We start from the raw sequence: 16909 nt of genomic DNA, 5'->3' as shown, positions 1-16909 counted from the left end.
CCGGCGCACTCGGTGGCACCACGCGTGCGTGTGGGGCGCATGAAGTCGTGCGGCGGATGCGGGGCTTCGGGCGTACGGTCTGAGACATGCGCATTGTCATCGCTGGTGGTCATGGTCAGATCGCGTTGCGGCTGGAGCGGCTGCTCTCCGCGCGCGGGGACGAGGTCGCGGGGATCATCCGGAGAGCCGAGCAGGGCGACGACCTGCGGGCGGCCGGTGCCGAACCGGTGCTGCTGGACCTGGAGTCGGCGTCGGTCGAGGAGGTCGCGACGCATCTGCAGGGAGCGGACGCGGCGGTGTTCGCGGCGGGCGCGGGCCCGGGCAGCGGTGCGGCCCGCAAGGAGACGGTCGACAAGGGCGCGGCGGTGCTGTTCGCGGACGCGGCCGTGCGCGCGGGCGTACGCCGTTTCGTGGTCGTCTCCGGAATGGGCGCGGACCCGGCGCACCAGGGTGACGAGGTCTTCGATGCGTACCTGCGGGCCAAGGGCGAGGCCGACGCGCATGTGTCCCGGCAGAGTGCCCTGGACTGGACGATCCTGCGTCCCGGTGCGCTGACGGACACGCCGGGCACCGGTCTGGTGCGTCTGGAGGCGCACACGGGCCGAGGTGCGGTCACGCGCGACGACGTGGCCGCCGTACTCGCGGAGTTGGTGGACACCTCGGCGACGGCGGGCCTGACCCTGGAGCTGATCGGCGGGTCGACGCCGGTCACGGTGGCCGTGAAGTCGGTGGCCGGGAACTGAGTTCTCGTTCTCAGAACAACGGCAGCTGTCCGGGGAACTCGGGCACGACGTAACCGTCCAACGCGGGCTGTAGGGCACCGATCTGGGCCTGCTGCCGCGAGCCCGAGCACGAGACCAGTTCCCCGTTCTCACGCGCCCCGGGCGGGTCGTGCCGCGCGAAACGGCCCGCCACGACGGCGATTTCGCGGCGGCACACCGGGCAGGTTCTACGTCGGGAGGACATGTGTTCAGTGTGCCCCGGAGCATGGCCCACACGACGGACCACTGCCCCCGGCCGCAGCACTTACATGATCTTCATCACGCCTCCGAACGCCTCCGCGTCCACGCGGCCGGGTTCCCGTGAAGGCGTGCACACGGACACACGACGAAGGGCCCGTGACCTGCTCGAAAGCAGGTCACGGGCCCTTCGTTCCCGTGTGGCGGCGCCAGGATTCGAACCTGGGAAGGCTGAGCCGGCAGATTTACAGTCTGCTCCCTTTGGCCGCTCGGGCACACCGCCGGGGTTTTGCCACCAGCTCGAACCGCTTTTCGGCGGTGCTCCCTGGCAACGACGTAAACAATACCCGATCCACAGGGGTGCTCCGCCACCCGATTGATCGCCGCCCGCGGGACGCGGGATGGCTAGGCTGGTGAGGATGCGGCCCGGTCCCCACACCGGGCTCGGCGGCCGCCGCCGCGCGCCGGAACGCATCCCGTTACGCCCCCCGATACAAGGAGCCACAGGACATGGCCGACTCCAGTTTCGACATCGTCTCGAAGGTCGAGCGGCAGGAGGTCGACAACGCCCTCAACCAGGCCGCCAAGGAGGTCTCGCAGCGCTACGACTTCAAGGGCGTGGGCGCCTCGATCGCCTGGTCCGGCGAGAAGATCCTGATGCAGGCGAACTCCGAGGAGCGGGTCAAGGCGATCCTCGACGTCTTCCAGTCGAAGCTGATCAAGCGAGGCATCTCGCTGAAGGCGCTGGACGCGGGTGAGCCGCAGCTCTCCGGCAAGGAGTACAAGATCTTCGCGTCGATCGAGGAGGGCATCTCCCAGGAGAACGCGAAGAAGGTCGCGAAGATCATCCGTGACGAGGGTCCCAAGGGCGTGAAGGCGCAGGTCCAGGGCGAGGAACTGCGTGTCAGCTCCAAGAGCCGCGACGACCTCCAGGTCGTGATCGCGCTCCTGAAGGGCCAGGACTTCGACTTCGCACTCCAGTTCGTGAACTACCGGTAGGCAGCGCCGTCGAAGCACGAGAAGGGCGGGTACCTCGTGGTGCCCGCCCTTCTCGTGCCCTCTCGTGCGCCGGCTCCGGCCGGGGTGGTCAGTCGCGCGAGTTGCCGAACAGGATGCGATAGGCGATCAGCAGGACCAGTGAGCCGCCGATCGCCGCCACCCAGGTCGCCCCGTCGTAGAAGTTCTTGGCGATCGGATGGTCCAGCCAGCGGGCCGATATCCAGCCGCCGAGGAACGCACCCACGATGCCGATGAGGGTCGTGCCGATGAAGCCGCCCGGGTCGCGTCCCGGCAGCAGGACCTTGGCGACGGCGCCGGCCAACAGTCCCAGGATGATCCAGCTGATGATGCCCATGACCTGAACCTGCCCTTCCGCGCTGTGTTCGCACTGTTCCGGCCCTGTGACTTCGGTCTGGGCCGGCTGTGCCGGACAGGTTGTGCCGGACAGGCTGTCCGAGCCATCCGTATGTGTCCGTCGCGCGTGTGTTCGTGCCTTGTCGATGACGAGGACGCCTGGGCGACACCGCACGGTTGCGGTGATCAGTAGGGTGCGGCTCGTGGTTTCCTCCCCTTCCGGTCTGCGGCGCACGCTGGGCGTGCGCGACGCTGTGGTCGTCGGACTCGGCTCGATGGTCGGGGCCGGCGTGTTCTCCGCCCTGGGCCCCGCGGCCCGCGCGGCCGGGTCGGGGCTGCTTCCCGGGCTGGCCGTCGCCGCGCTGGTCGCCTACTGCAACGCCCTGTCGTCGGCGCGCCTGGCCGCGCGGTACCCGCAGTCGGGCGGCACCTATGTGTACGGACGGGAGCGGCTCGGCGCCTTCTGGGGGTATCTCGCGGGCTGGGCGTTCGTCGTCGGCAAGACGGCGTCCTGTGCCGCGATGGCGCTCACCGTGGGCGCGTACGTCTGGCCGGGGCAGGCGCACGCGGTGGCGGTCGCGGCGGTGGTGGCGCTGACCGCCGTGAACTACGGCGGCATCCAGAAGTCGGCCTGGCTGACGCGGGTGATCGTGGCCGTGGTGCTGGCGGTCCTCGCTTCCGTGGTGGTCGTGTGCCTGACGTCCGGGGCGGCGGACGCGGGGCGGCTGAACATCGGGCTGTCGTCGGGCGTGGCCGGGGTGCTCCAGGCGGCCGGCCTGCTGTTCTTCGCGTTCGCCGGGTACGCGCGGATCGCGACCCTCGGCGAGGAGGTACGGGACCCGGCGCACACCATCCCGCGTGCGATCCCGCTGGCCCTGGGGATCACGCTGGTCGTGTACGCGTGCGTGGCGGTGGCCGCGCTCTCGGTGCTGGGCACGGACGGGCTCGGGCGGGCGGCCGCGCCGCTGGCCGAAGCGGTGCGGGCGGCCGGGGTGCCGGGGCTGGTGCCCGTGGTTCGGGTGGGGGCCGCGGTGGCCGCACTCGGCTCGCTGCTGGCTCTGATCCTGGGCGTGTCGCGGACGACGCTGGCCATGGCCCGCGACGGTCATCTGCCTCCGGCGCTGGCCGCCGTGCACCCGCGTTTCCAGGTCCCGCACCGCGCCGAGCTGGCCGTCGGCGCGGTGGTCGCCGTGGTCGCGGCGACCGCGGACGTCCGGGGTGCCATCGGGTTCTCCTCCTTCGGTGTGCTGGCGTACTACGCGGTGGCCAACGCCTCGGCGTGGACGCTGGATCCGGCGCCGCGGGCGCGGCTGGTTCCGGTGGTGGGACTGCTGGGGTGCGTGATCCTCGCGTTCGCGCTGCCGGTGACGTCGGTGGCCACGGGGGCGGCCGTACTGGCGGTGGGTGCGGCGGCATACGCCGTACGGCGGTGGGCTGCGGCCCGGTAGACATGGTGACCGCGACCGCTGCCGCTACCTCCGGCGGAGGGCGATGGCAGCCGTGCTCGGAAGGCCCCGTGTCTCAGGAGGCCTGCTCCGGAGCCGTGCGTATCCGGAAGTCGGCCCAGGGCGCCAGGTCCGTGCCCTCGTCGGTCTCCTCGTACCAGCCCGTGCCCTCCAGCCATACGCACAGCCAGTCGGTGAGGCTGGGCGCGTCCACGAACCAGGCGCCGTCGGCGTCGTCGGCGTTCGGCTCGTAGAGCAGGACCGTGGCCTGCGGGGTCCTGCAGTCCACGCACGCGTACATACCGCAACCCCAGTGGGATATCGGCAGGATGCCCTCGGGCCAGGGCCAGTCCGGATTCTTGCGGCCGTACTCACGGTTGCTGAGGTACTGGGCGACGGCGGCCGGTTCACCCGAGGGCGCTGCGTCGAGCAGAGGCAGCAGGCCGTACGACGGGCCGAAGCCGCCGTCGCCCACCCGCTCGTAGAGCGCGGCGAGGAGAGGCGGCAGAGGGAAGCCCAGGGCCTGACCGGCGCGGTCGAGCGTGGCGGCGTCGACGGGCGCGGGGAGCGAAGGCCAGCCCCACGGCCGGGAGTTGCGGGCCTGCGCGGTCACCCGTGTCAGCAGCTGCTCGATCTCGGTCATGGCTTCATGATGCAGGCCGCCACTGACAACCGGGCCGGCCTGTGGACAACCTCCCGCCGACGCTCCGGCCTGTGGACAACTCGTGGGCCGGAGACGTCGGATGAGGTCGGACGAGGGGATGAGGAATGGTCAGCGGGTCGCGAACGGCTGGTCCGTGGGAACGATCTCGCGTCCGAGCGGGAGCAGGGAGACCGGGATCAGCTTGAAGTTGGCGATGCCGAACGGGATCCCGATGATCGTCAGGCACATGGCGATGCCGGTGACGATGTGGGCGAGGGCCAGCCACCAGCCCGCGAGAACCAGCCACAGGACATTGCCGATGCAGGACGGGGCACCCGCGTCGCGTCGCTCCACGGTCGTGTACCCGAAGGGCCACAGGGCGTACACGCCGATACGGAACGCCGCTATGCCGAACGGGATCGTCTCGGGACGTTCCCAATCACGCTACAAGGGCGCTGCGCTTCCGCCTGGACGCCTGACCGGCTGATACTTGTGGCAGCAGGCATGCCGACGGAGTGACCTGGAGAGGGTACCGATCATGAAGCTGTTCAACCTGCTACTCAACATCCTGTGGCTCGTCTTCTGCGGCTTCTGGATGGCGATCGGCTACGCGATCGCAGCGCTGATCTGCTTCGTCTTGATCATCACCATCCCGTTTGGCATCGCGTCCCTGCGCATCGCCGGCTACGTCCTGTGGCCGTTCGGGCGGACCACGGTGGAACGACCGGACGCCGGCGCCGGATCCTTCATCGGCAACGTGATCTGGGTGATCTTCGCGGGGTGGTGGCTGGCTCTGGCCCATCTGATCACGAGCATCCCGCTGTTCCTGTCGATCATCGGGATCCCCTTTGGATGGGCGAACCTGAAGCTCATCCCTATCTCGCTCATGCCTTTGGGTCGCGAGGTAGTAGCCACGGACGAAGGGTTCGGCGGGCGCTGACCACTCTGGGTTCACAGCGGCCGGGAACCGAGTGCGCCTGCCGATCGCGGTCTGACCACAACCTGCGGGCAGTCCGCGGTCCGAGTGACCCGAGGCCAAACGGAAGCGCGGACCGCCTGATCTTCCTGGCAGAGGAGAGTTGAACCGCTGGAGTCAACGCATCGCCGGATGTAGCACAAGATGGGGCGCGCTGAACACGCACATGTGTGACTGATCGCTTTAGTTGGTTCTGACCGTGGTTACGTGATGGCTACGCCAGATCTATCGCCCACTGCTACATCCGGCTGTCACACCACAGGAACGCGGTCAGAGTCGCGCCGGAAGCTTTGCCCGATGGTGACGCGGTGCCGTGTTGGGTCGGGCCACGGTTAGCTCCTCGGCGATGCGCCACCGTGCCCTGCCTTGTGATCGCACTCCGTCAAGCGACACCACGAAATGCGCTAGCGTCCGTGCTGCCCGCAGCAGCCGGGACTGCAAGCCTCTAACCCACCTTGAGGTGTGGGGAGGGCTCGATTACCGCGGAGTCGCAGGAGGGGCCTTGAGCTGGCAGGACGAGAATACGCCGCCGGTGGTCGGGGAGTACCGTGTTGAGCGCCGCATCGGCGCGGGTGGCATGGGGGTCGTCTATCTGGCTGTGTCGCCGTCGGGCCGACGTGTCGCCCTGAAGATCATCCGAGGGGAGTTTGCGTACGACGCCGATTACCGTGCCCGGTTCCGGCACGAGATCGAGGCCGCTCGGCAGGTCAGCGGGGCGTTTACGGCCTCGGTGGTGGGCGCCGATGCAGATGCCGATCCTCCCTGGATGGCGACGCAGTATTTTGACGCCCCGACGCTCTCGGAACACGTGCGCGAGAACGGCGCGTTCGGCGAGGACGCTGTACGACGGCTGGGCCGGGGACTCGCCGAGGCCCTGCGTGACATCCACCGGGCCGGCTTGGTGCACCGCGACCTCAAGCCGGGCAATGTGCTGCTGCCCGAGGACGGCCCCCGTGTCATCGACTTCGGCGTCGCCCGGGTACTGAGCGCGGAACCGCTGACACGGAGCGGCAAGATCCTGGGCACGGTGTCCTTCATGGCACCGGAGCAGCTGAGCACGCCGCGCGAGGTAGGGGCGGCGGCCGACGTGTTCGCACTGGGCGGGGTCCTGACGTATGCGGCGACGGGCCGGGGACCGTTCGACGGCGACACGGGCGCCCCACCCATCGCGGTCGCCATGAAGATTGCGCATGACGCTCCGGACCTCGCGGGAGTCCCGTCGGCTCTGCGTCCCGTCATCGCGAAGTGCTTAAGCAAGGACTCCACCGGCCGACCCTCCCCCGCCGATCTGCTCGCTTTGCTTCAGGAACAGGGGATAGAGACAGCAGGGTCAGAGGAACCTGAGAAGACGACGGAACCGGAAGGCTCCGCACATGGTCCCCGGCGACGGCCCCGGACGCGCACCTACCTGCTTGCCGCTGTCACCGCTATTGCGGTGACAGCGGCGGTCCCAGAGTTTCTGGGGGGCGATGCGGGAGGAGCTCAGGGTGACGCCAAGGACTCGGCATCGCCCTCGGTCCACGCCTCATCGACACGAACTGCCCCCGCCATCGAACCAGTTGCGGCTCTGCGGCCGAAAGGGTGGGGTTTGTGGGAGAAAAAGCCGACCATCACCACAGGGCACCACGACTATGACAGCCTCCCCTCCTGTGCCGGTACCGGGGATGTACTTGTGTGCACGGAGGTCGGTGTGGTGGCTGAACGGATCGACGTCGCCTCCGGACGGACCGTGTGGAGCAAGCCGTACACAGGCCCGTCCACGGATACAGGCTCGGTCGTGGGGTTCGCCGGAGACACGGTCCTGGTCGACGACGCTCGGATCGATGCAAAAGGCAGGGAACAGCTCAAAGGCTTCGACGTGAAGACCGGTGACCTGCTGTGGTCCGCCTGGATGACATCGCCGAGCTTCAGCGTGCAGAAGGCCACGGTCACGACGGTTGACCACCCGGAGGCGGACCGAGTCCGGATCGACCGCAGGGATGCGCGCACGGGAAAGCTGGTCGGGTCCAGAACCTTTCCCGCCGGCGAGTACTACACCGTCTTCTGCGGTGAAGACGGTGCGCTGTATCTGCTCAAGGCCGGGGCAGATGAAGGCTTCATCACATCCGTCGCCGTCCTTGATGACGCCACGCTGCGCACGACCAAGGTTCTCGCCACTTTCGACAAGGACCCCGGTACGCCGGTGGCGGCCGACGGCGACACGGTGTCCTTCCTGCTCGACGGCCAGAGCGTCACCCGCGTCACCAGGGCGGACGGAAGCATCGAACGCCTTCCCCTCCGGGATGCCCCGAAGGGCACTGCACGCACGCAGGGGGACACGCTCTACATCAGCCGGGCGGACGGCATGCTGGCCTCGTACGACCTCCGGACAGGCCGGCGAAACTGGACCGTGGAGACGGGAGGCGAATCTCCCGTTCGCCCGGTGCTTGCCGGCGGCCGGCTGTACAGCGCGGCCATTGACGGGCGGATTACCTGTGTCGATGCTGCGACAGGAAAGACCCTGTGGCGCAGTGCGGCACGACGCGACCCGAACTTGAGCATCGAGAGTCCCGTCGACGAGCGCCCTGAACCCGTGGTGCTGAACGGCGTGGTGTACGCGGGAGCCAGCACGGGATCCGTCTTTGCGGTCGCCCCGACCACAGCGTGAGCGTGCGTGAAGAGAAGAGCAGCCCACCCGCGAGACTGAAGCTGTAGTCAGGTAGGCGCTAGGACGGTGCCGACTCGTCACGCACAGAACGACGCTGATGGCCGGAGTGGCAACTGGGACGCTGAGTCCCAGTGAACCGTACGTCGGCTGCAGGCCAATCGGATACGCACCCGAGGCGAGGCATCACGGAAGCGCGGCCACAGCCAACTATCGCGCTCAGTGGCCAACTGGAGCACTCTGAAGACTATGCGGTGGCCGCGGGTCACATGAGCTGGTCATCTGTGCGCATCACGCGGCGCACGTCAACCAATTTCTTTTCTGCGCTATCAGAGTCCGACTCCACACGCGCCATCATCTCTTCAGTGAATGTCCGCCCTCCATACTTCTTCTTCACCTCGACAAAAAGGTGGTCTACTCTATCCAGACACAAAAGGGAAGCTTGGGCCGCAATCAATGACTTCCGCAACCGTTCTTCGACACTTGCAGTCTCCAGAGCCATCTGCCGAATTTCCGAATCCTCACTTGCGATCAAAGACAGCTGCAAGCCAAGAAGGTTGAGATGGGAGTTCAGGACGTACAGTTCAAGTCGCTGATCGATCGAGAGTCCTGCGTGGCCCTGAATTCCCTCAATCCGTTCACAGAGCCGCTCCACGTCATAATAGACGTGCGCAACATCTGACAACTGCGCGTTCGCCTTCATGCCTATCAGGGTGTCGCGGATTTCGATAGCCTGCGTGCGAGTTCCATGGAGCTCGGGCAAGAGGGCGGACGCAAGAGCATTCTTTCGCTGTCGCCACTCGCGAAACTGCCCAACGGCTGGTACGAGACCTGCGCCAAAAAGTAGCAGAGTGGCAACTACCAGCCCCCATGTGGCCAGAACGAGCGGTTCATCCATTTTTGACTCCTTCTGTAATGACGCTTAGCTGATGAATGACTCCGACCACCCTTCTACCCAACGAGCGCGTTGACCGCGATGGCGGCGCCAACGAGGCCGAAGGTCGAGAGCCCCGCGATCCACACGGAGTAGGCGCGAGGACGGGCCACGCGCGGCATGGGTACGCCGAGCTGAGTGCACCGGTCGTTCAACGGCCTGTGGAGCACCTCCCACCCCTGGTCTCGCTCGAACCTCTCCAGCCAAACTGCATCCGCGATTGCACTGAGTCGGTGCCTCATCAGCAACTCAACGGACATGAACGCGACCACTGCCGAGAGAAGTCCAGACCCGAGCCGCGCGAGTTGACCGGATCCGGGCCCGAGGCCAATCGTCATCAGGAACGCCTGCGCAGTGAGGGCGATGCCGGGTACCTGCCAGACCATCTGATCGAGACCCACATGCCGTGCTGCAACAACTTGATACATGACGAGGCGCTCGTCCGGACTCGGTTGCGTCGCCATCTGAGCCCCCATTGATCGGCGTTGGAGAACAAGCTCTGCTCGTGACTGATACCACCGAGCGATGGCAAGCATCCCCGGGAGGCCGGGAACACCGCCGCCCGCCTCAATTTCCGTCTCATTAACTCCTGTTCACAGTGGTTCAGGCGAGACGTGTAGTCGTCCCTTCGCGGGCTGCGGGTTGCTCATGAACCCATGTGAACACCCCTGCACCCACCACCACAGTTGGAAAGCGTGTTGGTGAGTTTGGAGGGGGGCCGGACACAGCGAACTGCACAACGTCGCATGTGAAAGCAGTCGGGCTCGGCGAGGCCGCTTGGCGGTCGTTCGCCCAGGGCAGTGGCGGAAACAGCCCCAAATGATCGCCGCTTCCCAAGCCGAGGGCTCCTGTCCTCGCTGAGATGGCCTGCTGTGGGTACTGTCCTCGACGTGTGTCCGGTGCGCGTCGGGTTGGTCACCCGTGGGCGTGCGCTGGTTGATCGCGCGCGACTAGGGGAGCTGGTACGGGCATGGCGGTTGACGCTGCTCGGGAGTCGGAAGATGCGTTCACGTCGGCAGGGGCGACACGTGTGATGGTCGGCGCTTGCCGGATGGCTGGGCTCGATGCCGCCGGCGCGGAGCTGATCAGGTTAGGGGAGAACGCTCTCTTCAGGCTGGCCTCGGCTCCGATGATCGTGCGTATCGCCCGCTCGGTCGAGTATCTGCCGTCGGTGCGTCGAGAGGTTGCCGTGTCGCGCTGGCTGGCAAGTGAGGGGTTTCCGGCGGCTCGTGTGGTCGATGACCTTGAGCAGGTGGTCGTGGTCGATGGGCACCCGGTGACCTTCTGGCATCTGATCGTTGAAGGCGGCCGTGGGGCTACCTATGGAGAGTTGGGTGCCGTCCTGCGGGATCTCCACTCGCTGACGCTGCCTGACGGCTTGGAGCTACCTCGGTACGACGCTTTCGGGCGTTCGGACTTGCGGCTTGAGCGGAGTGTCGGGGTAGCGGATGACGATCTCGACTTCCTGCGCAAGCGGGGGCAGGAACTGAAGGAGCAGTTGGCGGGGTTGCGGTTCGAGTCGTCGTTGGGGCCGGTGCACGGGGACGCTCACACGGACAACCTGATGGTGAGTCGGACTGGCGTCGTGTATCTGATCGACTTCGAGAACTTCTGCATTGACCACCCGGAATGGGATCTTGAGGTGGCGGCACACGAGTACGACCGGTTGGACTGGGTGACTGATGAGCAATATGACGCCTTCGTAGGCGCCTACGGACGTGACCTGAGGGAGTGGCCGGGGTTCGAGACGCTGTGTGCCGTTCAGGAGTTCAAGATGACTACCTGGCTCATGCAGAACGTGGCTGAGGGAGAGAAGTTGGCTGCGGAGTTCGCTCGACGGATGGCGTCGTTGCGAGACGAGAGTGCACCGCGCCGGTGGCTCCCTTATTGAGGACGTAGTGCCTACTCGTCCAAGCTGGCCAGTGCTTCGGAGACTCGGTTGTTGAATTGTTTCACGATCGACGTCCCTGTATGGGTACTGATTCCTTGCTGAAAGTCTGTGACGTAGCGAAGGAATCGGGCCGATTGCAGTGATTCGCCTTCTTCGACTGCCTGAGTGGCTGCAACGATTGCGCTGTCCAGGTCGCCGTTCAGGATGTGGCTCTCCGCCAGTACCATGCGACAAAATCCCAGTGTGCGCGCGTATTGCGGATCTGTTTTGGCGACGGCTTTTTCGGCGAATCGGAGTGCCTCGGCCGGCCGCTTGAGGTCGCGGAAGCAGTGGGAGAACTCGCCGATTAGTTCTGCTTCGTCGAAGTAGGCGAGCCATTCGGGGTCGTCGGCTGTGGCTCCCTCGAAATGGCGTTCTGCCTCGTTCATCGCGCGTGACGCTCCGGTGAGGTCTCCGGCGCTGGATAGGGCGCGGGCCTCGTGGACCGCATACATGGCCCTGGCGCGTGGTATTGCGCTGCCTTTGGCGCCTTCGACTGCGGATCGCGCCAGTTGCAAGGCGCGTGACGTGTGTCCCAGGTAGTTCGCCTGGTGGCTGAGGTTGGCCAGGACGGATGCGCCGAACATCCGGTCGCCGGTAACCTGGGTGAGTCGTAGGGCATGGAGGAGATAGCGGTTCGCCAGTCCGTGATTCCCGATGTCGTATGCCATCCACCCCAGTACTTCGGCAGTCTCCGCAGTCACTGTGAAGAGGGCATGGCCGACTTTTTCCGAGTAGCTGGCATTCAGCAGGGGTAATACTTCGTGCCGAAAGTAGTGTCTTAACGCCTTGTGGCCGTGACCTCCGCCGTACAGGAAGTCCAGACGCATGAACATTTCGGTAGCGGTGCGGATCGCGCGCACGTCGCGCATGCCGACACGCTGTGAAGCGTGCCTGTCGGCGTCCACTCCATCGGGACGGGCCACGATCCATGAAAGAACTGCGGCGTTTATCTCTCCGTCCGGGACGATCAGAAGGCTGCCCGATTCCGGCTCGGTGCGCTCCTCAGCGAGATTCTCCAGCGCTGTCAGGGCGTCAGGTAGGACGGCGAGGTAGGCAACTGGCTGGGGCGCGGCCGGCTCCGGGGCTCCGAACAGGCCTAGATCTCCCGGAGTGATTCGGCGTCCCAGCTTGGAGCCGAACACGTCCGCCATGATTGCGGCTGCCTCCGCCCGGATGCCCGCTCCATCCCGCCAGCGCTGTACGGCGACGTGGGTCGTTCCGAGTGCGCTGCCGCGCTGCTGCGCAAGATCTCGCATGCGCTTGGCGAGACCCTTGTTCGAGAACCCGGCCTCATCCATGAGGGAGATCAACTGCGCGTTTGGCTCCCGGCTCATGCTTCCCTGCCAACCCGAGAATGACGGCGAGTGTTCATCGTGTCACAGCGAACTCATCCGAGGGGGTTCATTGGTGAACCCCCTTTGCCTTTGCCGGTGTTCACGTGAACCCCCTGGTGAACGCTCCCGACTGAGCCCCTTGCGCCGTTCACTGGTCGTGACAGATCGGCGGGCTACGAAGCTCGCCCGCGCTCGGGAGGGAACGCCGTGGAAGCGCAGCAGAGCAAACACACAGCGAACGTCTCGGCGACGGGCGCTCAGCGCCTCTCCATGTACGACCCGGGCAACGGCCACTCTCGGATGTTGAAGGTCTATGCGGAGGACCCGGACTGCGTGAAAGCCGCGCGGGACATGACCGGCTCCTACCTCCAGGCCTGGGGGTTGGCGTACGCGGTCGACGACGCACGGCTTGTTGTGTCGGAGCTGGTCGGGAACGTCGTCCACCACTCGGTGCCGGATGACCGCTTGTCGAAGCCCGATGCCAGACGCCGGATCGGCGTGTGGCTGATCAACTGGCCCGGACTGCTCGGGATCGGCGTCTCCGACGAGGACTCGAACCCGCCCGACCTTCCAGCCGGCGAGTTCATCTCGCCCGAACTGGCCGATGACTTCCGTGAGGTGCTGCTGCCAGACAGGGGGCGCGGGCTGCTGATCGTTCAGCGGCTGGCGGATGCCGTCTGGTGGTCGCCGGGGCTCAAGGGCAGTGGCAAGACCGTGTGGGCCCGCCTGGATCTCGATCGACTCTGGGCCGAGAACTCGGCCTGACGGGCCCCGGGGCGCCGTCCGCCTTGCTCCCACGCGATCGGGAGCGACGGCAACCCGGTAACCGGCCGGAGCCCGACCCCTCCGGCCACAGGCGTGGCCCCTCCTGCGGGCCCATTCCTTTCCCTCCCTGCGGGAGGGGCCGCGCTTCACAACCTCATACCGAGACCGGGCCACCCCATCAGCCCTGGAAAAGCGAAGGGTGGCCCGGCTGGGAACACGGCGGTTCCCGGTGCCTGATGGTACCGGGGCCGTTGTGCTGCATGTCGGCCTTGGTCCAACGAAGTTGATGACCCGTTACATGGATCAGGGCAGAGGTGGACAACGTGACTGGCTCCGATGAGGACTGGCTGAACGACGGTCTCGACTCGACGGGATCGGGCTCCGAGCTTTGGGTGTCCGGCGTCGACTACATCGCGGGGTGGCGTGAGGCGCAGGAGGCTGCCGATCGACTGAACCGGGCGCTCCTAGCCGTGGGCTTCGAGCTGTCTGCCGTGCGAGCCGTGGCCTCGACGGATGAAGACGGCCACGGGGTTGTGCGGCTTGCGGGCTGGCCTGGTGCGGTGGAGCGGCTCGCTCAGCTCCTGGAGAGCGCTCGCGGCGATGGTGATGCGGCGTGAGGCGCCTTCTCGCTGGTGAGCGGTGCGCGTGGGCACGTCGCCGGCCGTCGAGACTTTGGGCGGTAGCTGCCATGGGGCGAGTGAACAGGGGGCCTTACGCTCGCCAGCGGATCGGGCAGTCCTTGGACCTGCCCGCAAGAGCCCGATCGGCCCCCTGTTCTTCGAGGCTCGCCCCATGGGAGCTGCCTAAAGTCTCGGCAGCCGGCGACCCCCAGCCCCATGGGCCCCGGCCTACGTCGGCCGGTCGTCGCCTCGACTCCTTGGGCGTGCTGTGGGCGGGGGCGTCGGGCGACCGGACGGGATCGGCGGTCACGCCGCACGCCCGGCCGGGGCGGCCGGGCGCCCCGGCGCGCCGAAGGCGCGCCCTTGAGGAAGTGAAGGCTGTTTCGACCGATCCTCGCCCGCGGTCATGGGCGGGTGCGTCGCGCGGGCTGCTTGTCGGCGGTGATCCGATAGGCGAGTTCGGCACGGTCCGCCCCGAAGCGCAGCTCTTCGAGGATCAGGGGGCGGTCGTCGGCATCGTGCGCGACGCGGGCGACGTGCAAGACCGGGGTCGCGTCCGGGAGCTGGAGTGCGGTGCGCTCGTCGGGCAGCGGCATGTGCGCGCGTACCGTCTCGGTCCACGACAAGGCGTGCCCGGCCTGGGTGAGCACCCAGTAGACCGCTGCCGCAGGCTTGCACGGCTCCTCACCGAGCAGGGGGACGGCTTCGGCGACCTCGAACGGGATCAGCGTCCGGTGCATCGCACGCGTACCGGTGCTGGGATCGATGAGCAGCCGATCGCACCCGAACAGGGCCTCTTCCTCGCCGAGTTGGAGCAAGCGGCCGGTGGTCTTCGTGGTGCGGGTGCGGTAGGTGTTCGGTTCCTCGGCTTCCTGCCAGATGTCGCCAGTGGGCATCACGAACTTGCCCTCCGCGGTGCGGGTGATACGCCGTTCCAGGGTGAGAGTGGGCTGCCCCGAGGAGCGGACGAAGCTGCCCTTGCCGTGCCGGACGTCGATCAGTCCTTCCGCCCGCAGGGCTGCGATGGCGTTGCGGACGGTGGGCCGGGAGACGCCGTAGCGGGTCATGAGCTGGGCTTCGGACGGCAGCAGGGAGTCGGGGGCGAACTCGCCCGACAGGATCGCTTCGCGGATCGCGGCGGCCACCTGCTGGTAGAGGGCTCCGGGGCGTTGGATCTCCGACATCTGCTCTCCGGGGTGTCGTCGTAGGCACGTCGCACGCGCGACATCACTCGTCAGCATAAGTACTTGCGCACTCGCCGTACAGGACTTCATAGTCGTCACTCGTAAGGACAAGTGACGTCAGAGTGAGTCTAGTGTCTCGATTGGCCAGGGAGGCCGAAGTAATGCAGTCCATTCCCGTGGACACGGCGCGGCTGGGCGTACTGCGGTGCGCCATCGCGCCCGAAGCGAAGATCACCAACACCGAGACACAGGAGGTGAAACGCGACCGGGACGGCAACCCGGTCTGGACCGTCGCCGTCACCGTGCGGCAGGACGGGCGGCGGATCTCCGTCATCGAGATCGCCGTCAGCGGCCAACCTCGGGGCATCGAGGAAGGCCAGATCCTCAAGGTCACCGGACTGACCGCGTTCATGTGGTCGATGGGCGACCGCCACGGCGTCAGCTTCCGCGCCGACACCATCACCCCCGCGCACGGAACTCCCGCGCAGAGCAAGGGCGGTGAGGCGTGATGGGGCCGATCCTGCTCGCGTTCGCTCTCGCCGTACTGGCCTGGATGCTCGTGGTCGGTGACCTGGTGCGCCGGCACCGGCCGGTCTGGCACTGGTACCTCGCCGGCTACCCCGTCACGGCCTTCCGGGTGGTGGCGACCTGGCGCAAGGTCGCGATGCTTAACGACCTGTCCGTGTCCCGGCGCCCGCCCCGCGGGCTCCTCGGCGACCTGGTCGTCAAGGGCGATCCGCTGCGGCCGCTCATCCCGCGCGCCTCGTTCCCCCGCGCCACCCGCCTGGGCCTGACCGTGACCGTACGCCTGCACGCCGGACAGACCCCGGCGACCTACATGAAGGCGGCGGACGCCCTGGTGCACGCCTGGAAGGTCCACGCGGTCCGGGTCACCTCGCCCGAACGCGGACTCGTGCTGCTGACGGCGACCGCCACCGATCCGCTCCAGAGGCCCGGCTTAGCCACCGCGCCAGCCGAACTCCTCTCCGCGCTCATCGGTGTGATGGAGTCCGGCGGCGCCTGGGTGATGAACCTCAGGTTGGTGCCGCACTGGCTGATCGCCGGGGCCACCCGATCCGGCAAATCCACCCTCCTGGCCCGGCTGATCACACAGCTGGCCCCGCAGCGGGTCGCCCTGGTCGGGATCGACTGCAAGGGCGGCATGGAACTCGGCCTGTTCGCCGAACGGCTCAGCGCACTCGCCACCTGCCGCAGTGAAGCGGTCACCGTGCTCTTCGCGCTGGCGGCCGACATGCGGGAGCGCATGAGCGCCTGCCGGTCGGCCGGCGTCCGCTCGATCTGGGAGCTCCCCGACAAGCTCCGCCCGGTGCCCGTCGTCGTGATCGTCGACGAGATCGCGGAACTGTACCTGTCCGACGGCACCCGCGAGAGCAAGGCAGAGGCGGAGCAGTGCTCCACGCTCCTGCTGCGGCTGGCCCAGCTCGGGGCTGCCCTCGGCCTGCACCTCGTCGTCGCCGGCCAACGCGTCGGCTCCGACCTCGGCCCCGGCGTCACCGCCCTGCGCGCCCAGCTCGGCGGCCGCATCTGCCACCGCGTCAACGACCCCGGCACCGCAGAAATGACCCTCGGCGACCTCAACAAGGACGCCGTGGCCGTCGCCCAGTCCATCACCGCCCACGAGCGCGGGGTGGCCGTGTGCACCGGCCCGGACGGCGGCTGGAGCCGCGCCCGCTCCCACCTCACCCCCACCGAAGAAGCCATAGCCACAACCCGCAAGTACGCCGCTCTCACCCCCGAACTGCCCACCCTCCACCGTGTCCTCGCGGTGCCGGAAGGAGACGCCAAGTGATCAGCGAAGGCACGGCCTATGGGTTCGCGGTGATCTTCGGGATCATCACCGTCCTCCTCGTCCGCTCCCGCGACGTCCGCCCCTGGGAAGCCGTCTGCGTCGGCCTCTACCTCGGCCAGACCCCCGTAGGCCTGACCGTGCACGAACTCGTCACCTGGTTCATCAGCGGCTTCTCCCACAACTGAGCAGAGAAGGGACCACCAGCATGCCCATGCCTCGCGTGAGGTGCCCGTACTGCAAGGGCGACGGAGCACGGAAGACCTGGACCGGACGACTGCGGCGCTGCCGCATCTGCCGGGGCACCGGCAC

Annotated in this window: 18 protein-coding genes, 1 tRNA gene and 1 pseudogene; 11 read left to right on the top strand and 9 right to left on the bottom strand. The window is 67.2% G+C overall.

What is annotated here, in order from left to right:
* Positions 1 to 86: 86 nt before the first annotated feature.
* On the top strand, positions 87 to 743 hold the full coding sequence (locus KVT45_RS19305; RefSeq protein ID WP_217549084.1) for an SDR family oxidoreductase: 657 nt from the start codon (positions 87 to 89) through the stop codon (positions 741 to 743).
* Positions 744 to 753: 10 nt separating this feature from the next.
* Here KVT45_RS19305 and KVT45_RS19300 read toward each other — a convergent pair whose 3' ends face one another.
* Together KVT45_RS19300 and KVT45_RS19295 are read right to left on the bottom strand one after the other, a co-directional pair.
* Entirely contained in the window at positions 754 to 966 is a 213-nt protein-coding gene (locus tag KVT45_RS19300) for a hypothetical protein (RefSeq protein ID WP_217549082.1), read from the bottom strand.
* 194 nt (positions 967 to 1160) lie between these two features.
* Positions 1161 to 1242 (bottom strand) — tRNA-Tyr (locus tag KVT45_RS19295).
* A gap of 227 nt (positions 1243 to 1469) precedes the next feature.
* Here KVT45_RS19295 and KVT45_RS19290 point away from each other — a divergent pair.
* Positions 1470 to 1958: a YajQ family cyclic di-GMP-binding protein gene (locus KVT45_RS19290; RefSeq protein ID WP_217549080.1), complete on the top strand. Its 489-nt coding sequence runs from the start codon at positions 1470 to 1472 to the stop codon at positions 1956 to 1958.
* Between the two features lie 88 nt (positions 1959 to 2046).
* On the opposite strand, the gene KVT45_RS19285 is transcribed toward KVT45_RS19290, so the two are convergent.
* Positions 2047 to 2313 (bottom strand): GlsB/YeaQ/YmgE family stress response membrane protein, encoded by a 267-nt coding sequence (locus KVT45_RS19285; RefSeq protein ID WP_217549078.1) that lies wholly within the window; start codon positions 2311 to 2313, stop codon positions 2047 to 2049.
* 202 nt (positions 2314 to 2515) lie between these two features.
* Here KVT45_RS19285 and KVT45_RS19280 point away from each other — a divergent pair, with 202 nt between their 5' ends.
* The gene (locus KVT45_RS19280) at positions 2516 to 3760 is read left to right on the top strand and encodes an amino acid permease (RefSeq protein WP_308310825.1); all 1245 of its coding nucleotides are present in this window, start codon (positions 2516 to 2518) and stop codon (positions 3758 to 3760) included.
* A gap of 73 nt (positions 3761 to 3833) precedes the next feature.
* Here the strand turns inward: KVT45_RS19280 and KVT45_RS19275 are convergent, their stop codons facing one another.
* Complete coding sequence (locus KVT45_RS19275; protein WP_217549074.1) at positions 3834 to 4400, bottom strand: SMI1/KNR4 family protein; 567 nt, start codon at positions 4398 to 4400, stop codon at positions 3834 to 3836.
* Positions 4401 to 4529: 129 nt separating this feature from the next.
* Positions 4530 to 4820, bottom strand: a pseudogene (locus tag KVT45_RS19270) (YccF domain-containing protein); the annotation flags it as partial.
* 118 nt (positions 4821 to 4938) lie between these two features.
* Here KVT45_RS19270 and KVT45_RS19265 point away from each other — a divergent pair.
* A complete protein-coding gene (locus KVT45_RS19265; protein ID WP_217549072.1) occupies positions 4939 to 5340 on the top strand; it encodes a YccF domain-containing protein in 402 nt (133 codons plus the stop codon).
* A gap of 538 nt (positions 5341 to 5878) precedes the next feature.
* Positions 5879 to 8023 (top strand): protein kinase, encoded by a 2145-nt coding sequence (locus KVT45_RS19260; protein WP_254647002.1) that lies wholly within the window; start codon positions 5879 to 5881, stop codon positions 8021 to 8023.
* Between the two features lie 262 nt (positions 8024 to 8285).
* On the opposite strand, the gene KVT45_RS19255 is transcribed toward KVT45_RS19260, so the two are convergent.
* Together KVT45_RS19255 and KVT45_RS19250 are read right to left on the bottom strand one after the other, a co-directional pair.
* The gene (locus KVT45_RS19255; RefSeq protein ID WP_217549068.1) at positions 8286 to 8918 is read right to left on the bottom strand and encodes a hypothetical protein; all 633 of its coding nucleotides are present in this window, start codon (positions 8916 to 8918) and stop codon (positions 8286 to 8288) included.
* 53 nt (positions 8919 to 8971) lie between these two features.
* Positions 8972 to 9418, bottom strand: a complete 447-nt coding sequence (locus KVT45_RS19250; RefSeq protein ID WP_217549066.1) for a hypothetical protein — start codon at positions 9416 to 9418, stop codon at positions 8972 to 8974.
* 506 nt (positions 9419 to 9924) lie between these two features.
* Here KVT45_RS19250 and KVT45_RS19245 point away from each other — a divergent pair.
* Entirely contained in the window at positions 9925 to 10845 is a 921-nt protein-coding gene (locus KVT45_RS19245) for an aminoglycoside phosphotransferase family protein (protein ID WP_217549064.1), read from the top strand.
* An 11-nt stretch (positions 10846 to 10856) separates the two neighbouring features.
* On the opposite strand, the gene KVT45_RS19240 is transcribed toward KVT45_RS19245, so the two are convergent.
* Positions 10857 to 12221: a tetratricopeptide repeat protein gene (locus tag KVT45_RS19240; protein WP_217549062.1), complete on the bottom strand. Its 1365-nt coding sequence runs from the start codon at positions 12219 to 12221 to the stop codon at positions 10857 to 10859.
* Between the two features lie 207 nt (positions 12222 to 12428).
* Between KVT45_RS19240 and KVT45_RS19235 the strand changes: the two genes are divergently transcribed.
* Both KVT45_RS19235 and KVT45_RS19230 read left to right on the top strand, forming a co-directional pair.
* A complete protein-coding gene (locus KVT45_RS19235) occupies positions 12429 to 12986 on the top strand; it encodes an ATP-binding protein (RefSeq protein WP_308310824.1) in 558 nt (185 codons plus the stop codon).
* Between the two features lie 314 nt (positions 12987 to 13300).
* Positions 13301 to 13603 (top strand): hypothetical protein, encoded by a 303-nt coding sequence (locus KVT45_RS19230; protein ID WP_308310823.1) that lies wholly within the window; start codon positions 13301 to 13303, stop codon positions 13601 to 13603.
* Positions 13604 to 14010: 407 nt separating this feature from the next.
* On the opposite strand, the gene KVT45_RS19225 is transcribed toward KVT45_RS19230, so the two are convergent.
* Positions 14011 to 14790, bottom strand: a complete 780-nt coding sequence (locus tag KVT45_RS19225) for a GntR family transcriptional regulator (protein ID WP_217549060.1) — start codon at positions 14788 to 14790, stop codon at positions 14011 to 14013.
* 161 nt (positions 14791 to 14951) lie between these two features.
* On the opposite strand from KVT45_RS19225, the gene KVT45_RS19220 reads away from it, so the two are divergent.
* From KVT45_RS19220 to KVT45_RS19210, 3 genes are read left to right on the top strand one after another with little or no spacing between them, the layout of a single operon-like run.
* Positions 14952 to 15299 carry a hypothetical protein gene (locus tag KVT45_RS19220; protein ID WP_217549058.1) on the top strand — a complete coding sequence of 116 codons (348 nt, stop codon included), beginning with the start codon at positions 14952 to 14954 and terminating at the stop codon, positions 15297 to 15299.
* Complete coding sequence (locus KVT45_RS19215) at positions 15299 to 16600, top strand: FtsK/SpoIIIE domain-containing protein (protein ID WP_217549234.1); 1302 nt, start codon at positions 15299 to 15301, stop codon at positions 16598 to 16600. Before KVT45_RS19220 ends, KVT45_RS19215 begins: the two co-directional genes overlap by 1 nt.
* Positions 16597 to 16785 (top strand): hypothetical protein, encoded by a 189-nt coding sequence (locus tag KVT45_RS19210; RefSeq protein WP_217549056.1) that lies wholly within the window; start codon positions 16597 to 16599, stop codon positions 16783 to 16785. Before KVT45_RS19215 ends, KVT45_RS19210 begins: the two co-directional genes overlap by 4 nt.
* Positions 16786 to 16909: the final 124 nt, after the last annotated feature.

It is taken from the genome of Streptomyces sp. GbtcB6, assembly GCF_019091475.1.
In the GTDB taxonomy this organism is placed as follows: domain Bacteria; phylum Actinomycetota; class Actinomycetes; order Streptomycetales; family Streptomycetaceae; genus Streptomyces; species Streptomyces hyaluromycini.
The sequence above is the reverse complement of the archived record's forward strand: the minus strand, read 5'-3'. Positions and strand labels throughout refer to the sequence as shown.